General features: G+C 60.7%; 10 protein-coding genes. 8 read left to right on the forward strand and 2 right to left on the reverse strand.

The features are described from left to right. Nucleotides 1–11 precede the first annotated feature (11 nt). From IFT66_RS16695 to IFT66_RS16720, 7 genes are all read left to right on the forward strand, one after another. The gene (locus IFT66_RS16695) at nucleotides 12–1,193 is read left to right on the forward strand and encodes an NAD(P)/FAD-dependent oxidoreductase (RefSeq protein ID WP_192078255.1); all 1,182 of its coding nucleotides are present in this window, start codon (nucleotides 12–14) and stop codon (nucleotides 1,191–1,193) included. A 144-nt stretch (nucleotides 1,194–1,337) separates the two neighbouring features. After that, complete coding sequence (locus IFT66_RS23760; protein ID WP_274604857.1) at nucleotides 1,338–1,472, forward strand: hypothetical protein; 135 nt, start codon at nucleotides 1,338–1,340, stop codon at nucleotides 1,470–1,472. 296 nt (nucleotides 1,473–1,768) lie between these two features. Beyond that, entirely contained in the window at nucleotides 1,769–3,490 is a 1,722-nt protein-coding gene (locus IFT66_RS16700) for a methyl-accepting chemotaxis protein (protein ID WP_249406466.1), read from the forward strand. 256 nt (nucleotides 3,491–3,746) lie between these two features. Then, nucleotides 3,747–4,844, forward strand: coding sequence for a polyamine ABC transporter substrate-binding protein (locus tag IFT66_RS16705; protein ID WP_192078257.1), 1,098 nt, complete (start codon nucleotides 3,747–3,749; stop codon nucleotides 4,842–4,844). 77 nt (nucleotides 4,845–4,921) lie between these two features. Then, nucleotides 4,922–6,079 (forward strand): ABC transporter ATP-binding protein, encoded by a 1,158-nt coding sequence (locus IFT66_RS16710; RefSeq protein WP_192078258.1) that lies wholly within the window; start codon nucleotides 4,922–4,924, stop codon nucleotides 6,077–6,079. Nucleotides 6,080–6,090: 11 nt separating this feature from the next. Next, entirely contained in the window at nucleotides 6,091–7,002 is a 912-nt protein-coding gene (locus IFT66_RS16715) for an ABC transporter permease subunit (protein WP_192078259.1), read from the forward strand. Between the two features lies 1 nt (nucleotide 7,003). Further along, nucleotides 7,004–7,822 (forward strand): ABC transporter permease, encoded by an 819-nt coding sequence (locus tag IFT66_RS16720; RefSeq protein ID WP_062453767.1) that lies wholly within the window; start codon nucleotides 7,004–7,006, stop codon nucleotides 7,820–7,822. Between the two features lie 16 nt (nucleotides 7,823–7,838). Here the strand turns inward: IFT66_RS16720 and IFT66_RS16725 are convergent, their stop codons facing one another. Then, complete coding sequence (locus tag IFT66_RS16725) at nucleotides 7,839–9,722, reverse strand: AsmA family protein (protein WP_192078260.1); 1,884 nt, start codon at nucleotides 9,720–9,722, stop codon at nucleotides 7,839–7,841. A 134-nt stretch (nucleotides 9,723–9,856) separates the two neighbouring features. Between IFT66_RS16725 and IFT66_RS16730 the strand changes: the two genes are divergently transcribed. Beyond that, entirely contained in the window at nucleotides 9,857–11,833 is a 1,977-nt protein-coding gene (locus tag IFT66_RS16730; RefSeq protein ID WP_192078261.1) for an acetoacetate--CoA ligase, read from the forward strand. Nucleotides 11,834–12,063: 230 nt separating this feature from the next. On the opposite strand, the gene IFT66_RS16735 is transcribed toward IFT66_RS16730, so the two are convergent. Beyond that, nucleotides 12,064–16,116 carry a PAS domain S-box protein gene (locus IFT66_RS16735; RefSeq protein WP_192078262.1) on the reverse strand — a complete coding sequence of 1,351 codons (4,053 nt, stop codon included), beginning with the start codon at nucleotides 16,114–16,116 and terminating at the stop codon, nucleotides 12,064–12,066. Between the last annotated feature and the right edge of the window lie 169 nt (nucleotides 16,117–16,285).

Below are 16,285 nucleotides of genomic sequence, written 5' to 3' on the forward strand. Positions count from 1 at the left end.
GAGGATGACCTTTGGCACAGAAATTCGATGTGATCGTGTTGGGCGCCGGTGCCGCCGGCATGATGTGCGCCATCCGGGCCGGCCAGCGCGGCCGGTCGGTGCTGGTGCTCGACCATGCCAAGGCACCCGGCGAGAAGATCCGCATCTCCGGCGGCGGCCGCTGCAACTTCACCAATATCGGTGCGGCCCCCCAGCATTTCCTCTCCGGAAACGCGCATTTCGTCAAATCCGCGCTCGCCCGCTACACGGCCCGTGACTTCCTCGATCTGGTGGAACGGCATCGCATTGCCTGGCATGAAAAGACGCTCGGCCAACTGTTCTGCGACAACAGTGCCAAGGACATCATCGCCATGCTGCTGGCGGAAATGTCGGCCGCGAAAGTGTCCCTGAAGCTTCAGACGGCGATCGACGGCATCGAAAAATCGCCCGACGGGTATCGGCTGGCCACCTCTGCCGGCCCGTTCGAAACCGGGTCGCTGGTGGTGGCAACGGGCGGCAAGTCCATTCCCAAAATGGGTGCGACCGGTTTTGCCTACGAGATTGCCGATCAGTTCGGGCTCAAGCTGGTCGAGACGCGCCCCGGCCTCGTGCCGCTGACCTTCGATCAGAACACACTCGAAAAACTGTCGCCGCTGTCTGGGATCGCGGTTCCTGCAGAAGTGCGCCACGGCCGGACGGGATTTCGCGAGGCCATGCTGTTTACCCATCGCGGCCTCAGTGGCCCGTCCATCCTGCAGATTTCCTCCTATTGGCGGGAAGGTGACGACATCACGCTGTCGATCGAACCGGATGCCTCAATCAGCGATGCACTGAAGGCGGCCCGCAAGACGAACGGCAGACAGGCGGCGCAGACGGCGCTTGGCGAAATACTGCCCAAGCGTCTTGCCCAATACTTCGTCGAAAACCGGGGCGTCACCGGCAATCTCGCCGATCTCTCCGACAAGATGCTGACAGGGCTTGCAGCATCGATCCAGGACTGGAAGATCCGCCCCGCCGGTTCGGAAGGGTATCGCACGGCCGAGGTCACGCTGGGTGGTATCGATACTTCCGCACTGGATTCCAAAACGATGCAGGCCAAGGCCGTGCCAGGCTTGTATTTCATCGGCGAGTGCGTCGACGTTACAGGCTGGCTTGGCGGCTATAACTTCCAGTGGGCCTGGTCTTCCGGCTATGCTTGCGGAGACAGCCTCTAGGTAGAAATGCCAGTTGTGCTCGATTCAGGTGTTGTTAATATGCCTGGAGGATGCTGCCTTAATGCCAGCCCATTTGTTTGGTCTATAGGCTGCGTACCCGCCGGCTTCCGGCGGCCATCACCAAGATCGTGGAGTCGGATACCTATGCAGAAGACCCGCAACGCCCGTGCAATTGCTATTGCCAAGACCCAGGATAACGCAAAGTTGATCCGCGTAAGATTTCTGGCGATGGCGATTGGAGCAACTGTTGCTCTTCTTTCGGTTCCTTTCTACTTCTGACGTAGTCTCCCCGCAGCCTTGCTGCGGCAAGGAATGTGTGAACGAGTAACGGCGTCGGTGTAGCTCTGGATCTACGTCGGTCGCTTGAGTTACGTCAATTTCCTATTTATCTAATCTTCAGATATCTCCGTCAAAAACAACAGTGTCTCTCACATTTTGGAAAGAGCCCTGTTTTGACCAAGAAGCTTCTCCCCTCATCCGTTGTATCCCGGATTGTTCTCCTCTGCCTTTTTCTCGTTTCCGTGGCAGCGGCTACTCTTTCCGGGCTTGCCTATGTCAATCTTCGGAACGACGTCATGTCGAGTGCACGTGCCGATGCCTATAAGGCGATGCGCACGCTGGGGCTTCTTTATGAGCTGGAACTGCCCGGTGCGAAGACCGAGATCCGCGACGAAGTCGTCAACAAGGTTCTCCAGGGCGAAGGCGCTCTGAAAGGCCATGACGTGGTCGACCGTGCCGCTGCTGCCATCGGCGGCGTTGCAACGATTTTTGAAAAGCAGGGCGCAGACTACGTCCGCATCTCCACCAACGTGAAGACGGAAAAGGGTGAGCGCGCCATCGGCACGAAGCTTGCTCCCGAACATCCGGCGCAGCCGAAGCTCGGCAAGAGCGAATCCTATTTCGGAAACGCGGTTCTGTTCGGCAAGGACTACATGACCGGGTATTACCCGATCACCACTGCCGCAGGTGCAGTCACCGGCGTCCTCTTCATCGGTGTTCCGATGGAAGTCTATTTCGCCCATATCGCGTCGTCTGCTTATATCCTCATCGGCACGTCGGCGATCGCGCTTCTGGTGCTCGGCTTCTTCAGCTTTTTCGCCATCCGGGCTCTCGTGCGCCCGCTCGGCGTGCTGACCGGCAGCGTCCGCGCCATTGCGCAGGGCGATAACAAGAGTGCGATCCCCTATCTCCAGCTGCCGAACGAATTCGGCAACATTGCCAGAGCCCTTGAGGTTTTCCGCGATAAGGACCGCGAAAAGCAGCTGATCGAAAGCCGCAGCGCCGCAGAGCGTGCCGAGGCGGAAGCGGATCGCCATCGCAACGATACCGAAAAGCAGCATGTCGACGCCCAGATCGAGCACGCCGTCACGCAGCTTGGATCGGCCTTGTCGCGTCTGTCCCAGGGCGATCTGTCCGCATCGATCGACACGCCGTTCTCCGGTCGTCTTGAAGGCCTGCGGACCGATTTCAACAATTCGATCCTGCGGCTGCGTGAAACGATGACGCATATCCGCACCAGCACGCTCTTGATCCAGAAGAGCAGCTCCGATCTCAGCCACTCGTCGACGGACCTGTCACGCCGCACCGAAAGCCAGGCCGCTTCGCTCGAAGAGACGGCAGCCGCCGTGGACGAGATCACCGTCACCGTGCGCTCGTCTGCCGAACGCGCTCGTGAAGCCAATGACGCCGTGACGCAGACCAAGAAGAGCGCCGACAGTTCCGGCACCGTGGTCCGCAATGCCGTCGAAGCGATGGGCAAGATCGAGGAAGCGTCCAAGAAGATCGAGCTGATCATCGATGTCATCGACGACATTGCCTTCCAGACCAACCTCCTCGCCTTGAACGCCGGCATCGAAGCCGCGCGGGCAGGGGATGCCGGCAAGGGCTTTGCGGTCGTTGCCCAGGAAGTGCGTGAACTGGCCCAGCGCTCCGCCGATGCGGCCAAGGAAATCAAGGGCCTGATCGACCAGTCCAGCCACGAGGTCCATTCCGGATCGACGCTGGTGCAGGAAGCCGGCGAAGTGCTGGCCACGATCAGCAGCGACATCACCATCATCAGCAAGCATGTCGATACGATCGCCACTGCCAGCCGCGACCAGGCCGCAGCGCTTCAGGACATCAACAGCTCCGTCAACAAGATGGATCAGATGACCCAGCAGAACGGTGCCATGGTGGGCGAAACCAGCGAGGCGAGCCGTCGACTTGCTGAAGAGGCGGATATGCTGCTCGGCCTCGTCCAGCAGTTCAAGATCGACAGCCAGAGATCAATGGCCCGTCAGGATAGCCGGGCAGCCTGAGCGCGGGAAGATGAAATGACAAGGGGCGGCTTTCGGGCCGCCCTTTTTGTGAACGATGAGCCGGTTGCGATTTCGGCTTGGCACAAGGGCATGGATTCAGGCGGCGTCGATTTCCGGTAACCGCTGCTGCATTGCACATTCCCCCTTGTGGCCTGGGGAATTCCTTTCTACTCTCCTCAAAATTATAGGGAAATTCGCGCGAACCGTCCTGCCGCGCAGGGTCGGTGGCTGCAGGTGCTGCAACAGGAGAGAATTGATGAAAGCCCATTTGCTCAGCATAGCCGCCGCATTGGCTGCGACCGCTTTCGGCGTGTCGAACGTGTCCGCCCAGGAACGGACGGTGCATGTCTACAACTGGTCCGATTACATCGATGAATCGATCCTGAAGGACTTCACCAAGGAAACCGGCATCAAGGTTGTCTACGACGTCTTTGACAGCAACGATATCCTGGAAACCAAGCTGCTTGCCGGCGGCTCCGGTTACGACGTCGTGGTGCCGACCGCCCCGTTCCTCGCCCGCCAGATCCAGGCCGGCGTCTTCCAGAAGCTCGACAAGTCCAAGATCCCCAACCTTTCCAACCTGTGGCCGGAAATCTCGGCGCGTCTTGCCAAATACGATCCCGGCAACGAATACGCCGTCAACTACATGTGGGGCACGACCGGGATCGGCTACAATGTCGATAAGGTCAAGAAGGCACTCGGCGATACGCCCCTCGACAGCTGGGACGTGCTGTTCAAGCCTGAAAATGCTGCAAAGCTCAAGTCCTGCGGCGTCAACATCCTCGACGCATCCGATGAAACCTTCGCGATCGGCATGAACTATGTCGGCAAGGATCCCGACAGCAAGGAAACGAAGGATCTCGAAGCGGGCGGAAAGGTCTATTCCGACATCCGCTCCTCGGCAAAGACGTTCAACTCCTCGTCCTATATCGATGATCTCGCCAACGGCGACATCTGCATCACCATCGGCTGGTCGGGCGACATTCTGCAGGCAAAGACCCGCGCCGAGGAAGCCAAGAACGGCGTCAACATCGAGTTCTCGATCCCCAAGGAGGGAACCTATATGTGGTTCGACAACCTTGCGATCCCGGCCGATGCCAAGAACGTGGCCGAAGCGCATGAATTCATCAACTACCTGATGAAGCCGGAAGTGATCGCCAAGGCATCGAACTACGTTCAGTATGCCAATGGCAACCTTGCCTCGCAGAAGTTCATCGACAAGGAAGTGCTGGAAAACCCGGCGGTCTATCCGACCGAAGAGATCACCAAGAAACTCTTCACGATCTCGCCCTACGGGCCCAAGGAACAGCGCGTGCTGAACCGGCTCTGGACCCAGATCAAGACCGGCAAGTAACCATCGGCTTCGGGGCAGGCAAAACCTGCCCCGATCTGTTTCTGGCAATATTTTTCAAGCGCGAGGCGGGGCAGGCGATGGCGAAGACACTCGGACCGGTAAAACGCAAATTCTCTCCCTGGACCGATCCGGCGTCGGTGCCCTTCATCCGCTTTGAAAACATCACCAAGCGTTTCGGCAATTTCACCGCCGTCGACAATCTGACGCTCGATATCTACGAGAAGGAGTTCTTCTCGCTGCTCGGTCCGTCCGGCTGCGGAAAGACGACGCTGATGCGGATGCTGGCAGGCTTCGAGGAGCCGACGGAAGGCCGCATCCTTTTGCAGGGCAAGGACATATCTGGCGTGCCGCCCTACAAGCGCCCGACCAACATGATGTTCCAGTCCTACGCGCTCTTCCCGCATATGTCGGTCGAAAAGAACATCGCCTTCGGTCTCAAGCAGGACAATCTGCAAAAGAGCGAGATCGATACCCGCGTCGAGGAAATGCTGAAGCTGGTCAAGCTGGAGCAGTTTGCGAAGCGCAAGCCCGCACAGCTCTCCGGCGGTCAGCGCCAGCGCGTGGCGCTGGCAAGATCGCTTGCCAAGCGGCCCAAGGTGCTGCTGCTCGACGAACCGCTCGGCGCGCTGGACAAGAAGCTGCGCGAGGAAACCCAGTTCGAACTGATGGATATCCAGCAGACGCTGGGCCTCACCTTCCTCATCGTCACCCACGATCAGGAAGAGGCAATGACCGTGTCCGACCGTATCGCGGTTATGGACAAGGGCATCATCATGCAGGTGGCAACGCCCGCCGAAATCTACGAGGCGCCAAACAGCCGCTACGTGGCGGACTTCATCGGCGATATCAATATCCTCGAAGGCACGGTGACGCAAACCGATAGCGCGCTCGGCGCCCCCGGCCTGGTGCGGATCGACAGCGACGGTCTGAGCGTTGCCGCAGAACAGGAATGCCAGGCCGTCAAGGGAGATCACGTCGCCTACGCGGTCCGCCCGGAAAAGGTGCGCATCTCGCAGGAACAGCCCGCCGATACGTCCCTCAATGCGGCCTATGGCGAAGTCTGGGACATCGGCTATCTCGGCGACTTCTCGGTGTTTCTTGTGAAGATGGAGGATGGCCGCATCGTTCGCGCCGCGCAGGCCAACGTCTCGCGCTTGGTCGATCGGCCGATCACCTTCGGCGACATGGTGTGGCTGAGCTGGTCGCGCGATGCCGGCCTTGTGCTGACACGATAGGGAGCGCGATCATGGCCGATACGACAGCCGAAAATCCGCATGCCAACCCGGCCCGCTGGCTGGTCGTCGCAGTGCCCTATCTCTGGCTGCTGCTGTTCTTCGTCGCGCCCTTCCTGATCATCTTCAAGATATCGCTGTCGGATACGGCCATTGCCATGCCGCCCTATACGCCGGTGTTCGGCGGCTGGGGCGCAATAGGTGATTTCCTCTCCGGGCTGGACATCGAGAACTACCTGTTCCTGACCGAGGACCCGCTTTACTTCCAGGCCTATATGTCGTCGCTGCGGATTGCCGCGATCTCGACGTTCTTGCTTCTCCTCATCGGCTATCCGATGGCGCTTGCCATGGCGCGCGCACCCAATTCCATCCGGCCGATCCTGCTGATGCTGGTCATCCTGCCGTTCTGGACCTCGTTCCTGATCCGCGTCTATGCCTGGATCGGCATCCTGAAGCCGGACGGGTTGCTGACGCTCGCCTTGCAGACGATCGGGTTGATGGGACCTGACGAACAGGTGGAGATCTTCCGAACCGACACGGCCGTCTTTATCGGCATCGTCTATTCTTATCTGCCCTTCATGGTCCTGCCGCTCTATGCGGCGCTCGAAAAGATGGACAATACTCTGCTGGAAGCCGCCAACGATCTCGGCTGCCCGCCGTGGAAGGCGTTCTGGAAAATCACCTTCCCGCTGTCGCTGCCGGGTGTGATCGCAGGTTCGATGATCTGCTTCATCCCGATCACAGGCGAATTCGTCATCCCGGATCTGCTGGGCGGCGCCGATACGCTGATGATCGGCAAGACGCTGTGGACGGAGTTCTTCAGCAACCGCGACTGGCCGCTTGCGTCGGCCGTAGCAGTGGTCTTGCTGCTGATGCTGGTCGTGCCGATCGCCATATTCCAGAACCAGCAGAAGAAGGTGGCGTGAGATGACAAAGAACCGCCTTGATGCCACCGTCCTGACGCTTGGCTTCGCCTTCCTCTACATCCCCATCATCATTCTGGTCGTCTACTCGTTCAACGCCTCGCGGCTCGTCACGGTCTGGGGCGGCTTCTCGCTCAACTGGTACGTCTCGATGTGGTCGAACCAGGGTCTTATGGATGCCGCCTGGGTTACGGCCCGCGTCGGTCTGTTGAGCGCCACGTTCGGTACCATCCTCGGCACGCTGGCCGCGCTGACGCTGGTCCGCTACCAGAAGTTTCCGGGAAAGATGCTGTTCTCAGGCATGATCTATGCGCCGCTGGTCATGCCAGAGGTCATCACCGGCCTGTCGCTGCTGCTTCTGTTCGTGGCGATCGGCGTCGATCGCGGGTTCTGGACTGTCATCATCGCCCACACGACCTTCACCATGTGTTACGTGGCGATCGTCGTTCAGTCGCGGCTTCTCACCTTCGATCGCAGTCTGGAAGAGGCAGCGCTCGATCTTGGCTGCCCGCCGGTCAAGACGTTCTTCCAGATCACCCTGCCGCTGATCCTGCCCGCCGTCATCTCCGGCTGGATGCTCGCCTTCACCCTGTCGCTGGACGACCTTGTGATCGCAAGCTTCAACACCGGGCCAGGTGCCACCACGCTGCCAATCAAGATCTATTCGCAGGTGAGGCTCGGTGTGACGCCGGAGATCAACGCGATCTGCACGATCCTGATCGCGCTGGTGACACTCGGCGTCATCGCCACCTCGATCGGCACCAAGCGCGCCGAGGTCCGGCGTATCCGCGACGAGCATATGGCGCTGCGGACCGGGAGCTGAACCGTCAGGGCGTGTGTTATTCGGTGATCTTCGGCGTGGGCTTTGCGACCGGCCAGATCACCGGGTTCTGCCAGGATCCCCCGATGAAAAAGTGGGTGGCATCCGGGCGGCCAGCGGCAGCGTCCCCGCTGGTTGTCCCGCTGGAATCTGTGAGCACACCGGCAGAAAGCGCGAGGCTGTTATTGGCATAGGGCACGATGCCGTTGAGCGTAATACGCTCGTTGGTTCCAACGATCAGCCCGTTGCGGATATCGGCTAAACCATCGGCGACGGTGACGTTAATATCGACACTCTGGAATTCGTAAGCTCCTGTCCCTGCTTCGCTCAGCGTGAAATAGGGTTTTTGGGTCGCCAGCCGTCTTATGCCTGCCATGTCCACACCGGGCAGAGTTCCGCTGCCGGCACGAAAGCGCAGAGATCCTTTGGCGTTGCGCAGCGTTTCCGCCGTCACCGGTCGCGCCACGTCCAGCGCCAGTTCGAGCGAGCCCGAGGCGCCGGGTAGCGGGGCCGTCAGGCCAAGCCGGCTGATCACGCTGGCGAAGTCGGCGTCCTGTACGGAGAGCCTTATTGCAACGCCGCCCGTTTCCCCGTCCTTGATCGTCGCGATGCGGCCGGTCAGTCGTCCGTTTTCGAAATCGCTGTCGAGAATATCGATCCGTGACTGGTCACCGATATTCATGATGCCGACGGCAACTTCGCTGAGTTGGAAGGGGCCGATCTCGACGCTTTGTGCGGATAGCCTCAAATCCAGCTCGAGCCGGTCGCGCAGTCTTGCGGCGGGATCGCTTTTGTCGAGAAGTCGCGGCGCGATCTCGGCCAGCATCGGCAACACGTCGCGGGTGTTGAGGGCGAGCGTCCCGGTCAGCCGCGGGGGAGCATCCGCCGGCATGGTCAGGTCCAGAATGCCGCTTGCCGTGATGTCGTCGATACCGAGCGACAGGCTTTCGAACCGCATCGCCGTATCGTTGGTGATCAGCCGGGCCTTCACGGAGAGCTGCTTCAGCTTTTCCGTGCCTGGCAGGTCGAACCCCATCCACTGCATGGCTTTGGCGCCATCCGCCGTTGCAAATTCGGCATCTCCGGACAAAAAGCCGTGGCTCGCGAGGTTGACGACGCCGCTGAACTTGGCGTTGAACAGGTCCGACTGGATTGAGCCCGAAGTGCTACTGCTGCGGCCCGAAAACAGAAGCAGAGGCTGGCGCGAGGTGATATCGGCCGTGACCCTGCGGCCGGCAATCGTTGCCTGGCCCTTGAAGCTCGCGCTGCGTGAAAGATAGGACCAGTCGATCTCGCTGTCGATCCGGTCGACCCGGACGATGCGGCCATCCTCTTCGTTGGTAATCTGAAGCGTGCCGTTCTCGATCAGGACATCGCCGATCGGCGCATCATTCGCATTGTCCAGCAACTGACCGGTGCCATCGCTTTTGACAGCACGAACGGCGCGGCTGAGCAATCCGTCATTGGTCCAGTCCAGTCGCCCATCCGGTTTGCGCAGCACGAAAAGCTGCGGGTCCTTGAGGTGGAAATCCTTGAATTCCGGCTGTCCCACCAGCGCGCCCAGAAGATCGAACGACGCCGACAGTTCACGGACGCTGCCAAGCATGCCTTTCTTGCCATGATCGATGTTGCGAACCATTACATCGGAGAATGTGATGCGCGGCTCCGGCCAGAAGGCAAGCGACGGCTGTCCGCCGATCGACACGTCGTGGCCGATCCATTCCTCGACGGCGCGCTCCATCCGTTCCCGTACCAGCACGGTCGAAACAAGGAAGGGTGCCGCGAGCTGGAAGGCGACGAAGAAGCTCAGCAGCGAAACCAAGACGATCAAGGCGATGCGCGTCCGCTTCCCTAAGGGGCGTCCGAAGGTCCTGCGCAGCTTTCCGTCTGTCTCGTTGGGCATGGCTCACGCGAATATAGGAAATGCCGGCGTCGCGCAAATGCAGCAAGCGCGCGCTCCAGTGCTTTATCCCCTTAGATCGCATGATATACAGACGGTCAGGGACGCGCCTGTGAACGGCATAGGAGGAGAATTGCATGAGTGAGCAGCAGCCGCTTTGGTCGCCATCGGAGGAGACGTTGCGGACAGCACCGCTTGCCCGCTTCATCGTCTGGTGCAGCGAGCGGTATTCAATCGGTTTTGAGGATTACGACGCATTCCACAGCTGGTCGATCGAACAGCGCGGCGATTTCTGGTCCGCCGTCTGGGATTTCTGCGGCGTAAAGGGCGACAAGGGCGACGTCTACCTGGACGACGATGGCGAGATGCTCGCCGCCCGCTTCTTTCCCCATGCACGCCTGAACTTCGCCGAAAACCTGCTTGCCGGCAGCGGAGCCGACGCGAAGACCTCGGACGCTCTGGTCTTCTGGGGCGAGGACAAGGTCAAGGACCGTTGGTCCTGGGAAAGGTTGCAGGGCGAGGTGTCAAGGCTTCAGCAGGCATACCGCGCACTCGGCATCGGCAGGGGAGATCGCATCGCCGCGATGATGCCGAATATGCCTGAAACGATCGCCTGCATGCTGGCAGCAGCCTCTATCGGGGCAATCTGGTCTTCCTGCTCACCGGATTTCGGTGAACAGGGCGTGCTGGACCGGTTCGGACAGATCGGCCCAAAGCTGTTCATCACCTGCGATGGCTACTGGTACAACGGCAAACTGCAGGATGTGTCGGCAAAGGTCGACGCGGTTTCAAAGACGCTCGGGGTACCGGTTCTGGTCGTGCCCTATGCAGGGTCGCAGGACAAGAATGCCGCGCCGCTCGCAAAGACCCTCTCCGACGGCCGCGCGCTTGCCGATTTCCTGGCGCCGTTTGCGGCACGGACCGTCGAATTCGAGCCGCTGCCGTTCTCGCATCCGCTCTACATCCTGTTTTCGTCAGGCACGACCGGCGTCCCGAAATGCATCGTCCACTCGGCCGGCGGCACGCTTCTCCAGCATGTGAAGGAACATCGGCTGCATTGCGGCATCGAGCCGGGTGAAAACCTGTTCTATTTCACCACATGCGGCTGGATGATGTGGAACTGGCTGGTCTCCGGTCTCGCAGTTGGCGCCACACTCTGCCTCTATGACGGTTCGCCCTTTGCTCCGGATGGCAACATCCTGTTTGACTATGCGGAACAGGAGCGGTTCGCCGTTTTCGGCACGTCCGCGAAATATATCGACGCCGTGCGCAAAAGTGGCATCGTGCCTGCGCAGAGCCACGATCTGTCCACCCTTCGCCTCGTGACCTCGACGGGCTCGCCGCTGTCACCGGAAGGCTTTTCCTTCGTCTATCAGGGCATCAAGAACGACGTCCATCTCGCCTCCATCTCCGGTGGCACGGATATCGTCTCCTGCTTCGTGCTGGGCAATCCGCTGAAGCCGGTCTGGCGCGGCGAGATCCAGGGGCCGGGCCTCGGCCTTGCCGTGGATGTCTGGAACGACGAGGGCCAGCCGGTGCGTGGCGAAAAGGGCGAACTCGTCTGCACCAAGGCATTCCCCTCCATGCCGCTGATGTTCTGGAACGATCCAGACGGCCAGAAATACCGCGCCGCCTATTTCGAGCGGTTCGACAACATCTGGTGCCACGGCGATTTCGCCGAATGGACGACCCATGGCGGCATCGTCATCCATGGCCGTTCCGATGCGACGCTTAATCCCGGCGGGGTTCGGATCGGCACGGCTGAGATCTACAATCAGGTCGAGCAGATGGACGAGATCGCCGAAGCGATCTGTATCGGCCAGGACTGGGACGAGGATGTGCGCGTCGTGCTGTTCGTCCGGCTGGCGGACGGACTGACGCTGGACGACCGACTGACCAGGGAGATCAAGGCGCGTATTCGCGCAGGCGCCTCGCCACGGCACGTGCCGGCAAAGATCGTCCAGGTCGCCGATATTCCCCGCACCAAATCCGGCAAGATCGTCGAACTTGCCGTGCGCGATATCGTTCACAATCGGCCGGTCAGAAATCGGGAGGCGCTTGCCAACCCGGACGCGCTGGAGCTGTTTGCCAACGTCGCGGAATTGCGGAATTGACGGCCATCAGGTGCCCTGTGCCATTGCGGTTCGCAGTGCCTGCATTGCCGGAACTGGTATTGGTTTTTAACGGCGTGTTAAGCCTCGCCCGCCAAAACTGATCCGGCATGATACTTTTCGTGTAGGGAAGATGAGCAAGGCTCAGGCTTTGCTGATTAGGAAGTCTTCCGTCACTTTTCGAACAGCATCAATTCCAGGCAGCCTCAGGGCTGCCTTCTTTTTACGTGCGTTCAGTTGGCAAGCACCCGCTGCGGCGGAAAGGTGATTTCCACCAGCGTTCCCTCGTTCGGCGCCGAGCTGATCGAGAAGGCTGCCTTGTTTGCATCCACCATCGCCTTGGTAAGCGGCAGCCCCAGACCTGTTCCGTCGCCACGCTTGCGGGCAGCACCGGCAACCTGCCGGAAAGGCTTCATCGCAAGTTCCAGTTCCGCCCGGGTCATGCCGATCCCTGTATCGCGGATACGCAGCGCCACGCTGCCATTCGGCTCATAGGCAGTCGACACCACGATCTGCCCGCCGGATGGTGTGAACCGGATCGCATTCGACAGGATGTTCAGCGCGATCTGCTTGACCGAGCGCAGGTCGGCCACGACCTGCGGCACAGCCTGCGACAGCGCGGTGCGGATGATCACCCGTTGGCCGTTTGCCTGCGGCTGCACCAGCGACACGGCTTCCGATATCGTCTCGTTGAGGCCGACTGCGACGAAATCCAGTTCCATCTCGCCGGCTTCGATTTTCGAGATGTCGAGAAGGTCGTTGACGATGTCGAGTACGTGGCGACCGGACCGACCGATGTCGTTGGCATATTCGATATAGCGCGGATGGCCGATCGGCCCAAACCGCTCGCCGGCCATCATGTCTGAAAAGCCGATGATGGCGTTAAGCGGCGTGCGGATCTCGTGGCTGACATGCGCCAGGAAATCGCTCTTGTGCGCGTTGGCTGTCTCGGCGGCGCGCTTTGCCGTGCGAAGCTCGTCTTCGGTGCGCTTCCACTGGGTAATATCGCGGATCACGGCGCAATAACCGTTCGACGAGGTCAGCTTGCCGATCGTCATAAACAGCGGCAAGAACCCGCCGGACGCTTCGCGACCGATCACCTCGCGGCCATCGTTCAGCACGCTGGCAACGCCATGCCCGGCAAGTCCGGAAAGATAATCGACGATCGCCCGCTGGCTTTCATGGGCAAACAGCATCACGAACGGTTTGCCGTCGATTTCTTCCTGATCGTAGTTGAACAGCGCGCTTGCCGCCCTGTTCACCGAACGGATCTCGCCATCCGCACCGATCAGCACGACGCCATCGGTCGCAGTTTCCAGGATTGCACGCAACTCTTCGACTTCCACCTGCAGCCGGACCAACTGGTCGGCAGGGCGGACCGTGCGGGCAACCGTGCGGATTTCCTCGCCCGGGTGATCGGACAGCGAGTTTGCTTCCGACGCGTCGGATGTCGTCGGCATCAGCGCCAGCATCAGGGCCGTCGTGTCGTCCCAGCGAACCGATTGCAGACGTGCGGTCACCGGCAGGATCTCGTCGTCGGCACGCACCACCACCATGCCGCTTGGTCTCGCACCATCGCCATCGAAGTCCTGGCGCTGCAGGAGGGCATCCAGACCGCCGACCTCTTCCAGTTCCTCAAGTGATGCATAGCCGGTCAGCTTGAGGAATTCCGGATTGCAATGGATCAGCGTGTCGCCGTTGTGAACGAGCAGTGCCACCGGCATCTGGTCGACAATCTCGGCGGAGAGGCCGATGCGCTCGCGCACCGGGATCATGCTCAGCAGAGGGACGTCGGATGGCTCGACATGCTCTGGCTCCGGCGCAACATCTGCGGGCTCAAGCATTGCTGCAGCCGGGATTTCCGTGCCAGCGTCGTCCTCGCTGTCGCTCTGGTTCTCGTTTGCAGCGACAGGCGGGAAGTCCGAGGCGAAGTGGTCGTCAACAGCGCTGCCGTCGAGATCCGTTTCGGATGCCTCGATGCTATGGCCTTCGTCGCCCGCCTGAGCGGCGATCTCGGCCTCATCCGACACGTGGTCTTCTGCGGCCGGTGCCTCTTCGGCGGAACGCACCTCTTCTTCGGTTGCCATGTCTGAAGCAGGCTGCTCCTGCCAAGTATTGGTCACATCAGTCTCATCTGCCACTGGCTCTGAAACGTCAGTATTCTTCGCGGAAATCTCGCTTGCGGGGGAAGCTTCGCTCGGCGCTGGTTCAGTCGGCGCAGTCTCGGCGCTCACTGGCGTTTCTTCCGTTGCGCGGTCGAGCTGGCGCCCAATCTCGCGGAAGGCCGCCTGTTCGATCGGCGTCAGGCGGGCGCGGTGTTCTTCGAGCTGGATGACCTTGTCGGACTGGCGACGGCCGGGGTTCTCGACCAGCCGCAGCGCAGGACGCTCACCGGCCGGCCACTCGAGCGGGGCAGCGTCGGAACGGTCGCTATCGGAATAGGTGGTTCCGTAGATGGCGCTATCAGACGGGGACGTTGCTTCCGGCTCCGCCGGTTGAACTTCCGTCTCTACCGGGCGGTCTTCCAGAACGTCGGAGACCTGCTCCGCGTCATCGGATAGCAAACCGGCGGCGTTTACCGCGTCCTCGATGCCCGGTTCGTCAGTCTCCTTGACCGCTTCATCCTCGACCGTCGTTGGCGAGAGCGTCAGGCCGGTGGCGTCAGGATCATCCTTGGCGTCGGCGATCCGCACGATGCCGAAGCCGCGGAAGCCGTCGAATTCGCGACTGCGGGTATAGGTGGGCAGTGCCGCCAGATCGACCGGCACGACAAGTGCCGTGCCCTCTACCGGCCACCAGATAGTTTTGCCCGACCAGGTGTCGCGCTTGCCGAGCAGTTCGGTGATGCGCCCCTCGGGATCGAGATGGAAGAGAGCGGCGAGGTCGGAAAACGCCATGCCGACAACATCTGCCGCATGCGGTCCCACGGCCTTGGCGAATTCGCCTGAGACCTCTGTAAACTGCCCATCGGCATCGATCTTCCAGACGAAACGCACAGCGCGTGAATCGCGGCTGAACACAAAACCTTCCACGTCGCCGGATGCATCGGGCTCGGCAACCGTAGTTTCGGGAGCGGCGACCGATATCAGAGCCTGCTCGCTCCGTGTTTCGGCCGGCTCGGATGCATCCGCTGCCTCCGGTGCCGGAAGGCGGTCTTCCGCGATCTCGTCCGAGGCTTCCGCGATCTCATGCGCCGGAATGTCTTCGACAACATCCTCCGACACGATGTCTTCGGCAACTGCTTCCGGAGCCGGCTCCAGATCGACTTCTTCACTCTCCAGCTCTACCGCCGCCGCTTCTTCAACTGGTACGTCGCCATCGACCGGCGCGTCAGCAACCGTAGCTGCGTCGTTAACCGCGGTTACCGCAGCCTCTATTTCCACAACCGGCTCCGGCTGCTCGGCGGGCTCGGAAATTTCTTCGTCCGCCGCAGTCTCTTCAATCGCGACCGTGTTGATCTCGGTTGCCTCTGTCGCCGTCACGGTTTCAGGAAGCTCGAACTCTTCCTGAGCCTCAACGTCGTCCTCGATCGCGGCAAGGGCGTCGATGACGGCAGTCTCGTCTTCGGGCACCATCGCAACGACGCCGGGATCAACCAAGGTTTGCGGGGTAACCGCGTCATCGGTCGCCATATCGACAGTGAACAGAATGTAGAGGGCAGGGGCGTCCGAAAGCTTGCCGATGGCAGCCGGAAGGTTGCCCTTGGCGGTCGTCATCGGCCGTTTGGCAAGCCGGCTGGGATCAGCGGATGCCGTCGCCGAAAGTGTCGTGATCGCCGCTTCCGATATGTCGAGACTTCCAAAACGCTCGGAGGCAGCAGCAACCTTGCCTGCCGCGTCAACGATAGCGATATGGGTGTCTGCTTCCTCGAAGCCCTCGATCATCCGCTCCGCACGCTCGGCGATCGTGGCAAGCTCCCGCTCGGGTGCTGCCGAAAACAGAATGGCCCGCTCGCCATGGACTTCGACAAGTTCACAGGCCCCGCGAATCACGACCCGTTGGAAACCGGAAATAACGCGGACTGCGAGGCCTCTTGTATCGCCGACCTTGGCAAGCTGGCGGGCGGTTGCCTCGACCTGACGAAAGGCCACGTCGGCGCGGTTCGGCCCCTGATCGATCAGGTCGTAGATCGAGCCAAATCCGAAGAGCGCTGCACCGCGTCCGTTCGCCCACAGAGGCATGCGCATGTCGGAAGAAAACAGCACGATTCCGTCGCCCGCCGCAAAGCGTTCCCTGACGCGCTCGTGGACGGCGATGTCGATGAAAGGGTACTGTACAGAGGACATGAACGACCTGTCGGTTAACTACCGGCATTCCTGAGAGACTTAATCCTTCGTTAATACCTTGCCCCCCTTCCGGGGTCCACAGGCCGACCGGTTAAACCTCCGTCAGGGTTAACGGCGGCGCTTTTGTGCGCCGCACAAATTCGTTGCGCGGCACAACGTTTGCGATTAT

Origin of the sequence: Rhizobium sp. CFBP 13726, from assembly GCF_014841925.1 — a bacterium.
In the GTDB taxonomy this organism is placed as follows: domain Bacteria; phylum Pseudomonadota; class Alphaproteobacteria; order Rhizobiales; family Rhizobiaceae; genus Neorhizobium; species Neorhizobium soli.

Coding starts and splice junctions, on each gene's coding strand:
- IFT66_RS16715 (WP_192078259.1), top strand. CDS start 6,091: ATGGCCGATACGACAGCCGAAAATCCGCATGCCAACCCGGCCCGCTGG.
- IFT66_RS16720 (WP_062453767.1), top strand. CDS start 7,004: ATGACAAAGAACCGCCTTGATGCCACCGTCCTGACGCTTGGCTTCGCC.
- IFT66_RS16700 (WP_249406466.1), top strand. CDS start 1,769: ATGTCGAGTGCACGTGCCGATGCCTATAAGGCGATGCGCACGCTGGGG.
- IFT66_RS16725 (WP_192078260.1), bottom strand. CDS start 9,722: ATGCCCAACGAGACAGACGGAAAGCTGCGCAGGACCTTCGGACGCCCC.
- IFT66_RS16705 (WP_192078257.1), top strand. CDS start 3,747: ATGAAAGCCCATTTGCTCAGCATAGCCGCCGCATTGGCTGCGACCGCT.
- IFT66_RS16710 (WP_192078258.1), top strand. CDS start 4,922: ATGGCGAAGACACTCGGACCGGTAAAACGCAAATTCTCTCCCTGGACC.
- IFT66_RS16730 (WP_192078261.1), top strand. CDS start 9,857: ATGAGTGAGCAGCAGCCGCTTTGGTCGCCATCGGAGGAGACGTTGCGG.
- IFT66_RS16735 (WP_192078262.1), bottom strand. CDS start 16,116: ATGTCCTCTGTACAGTACCCTTTCATCGACATCGCCGTCCACGAGCGC.
- IFT66_RS23760 (WP_274604857.1), top strand. CDS start 1,338: ATGCAGAAGACCCGCAACGCCCGTGCAATTGCTATTGCCAAGACCCAG.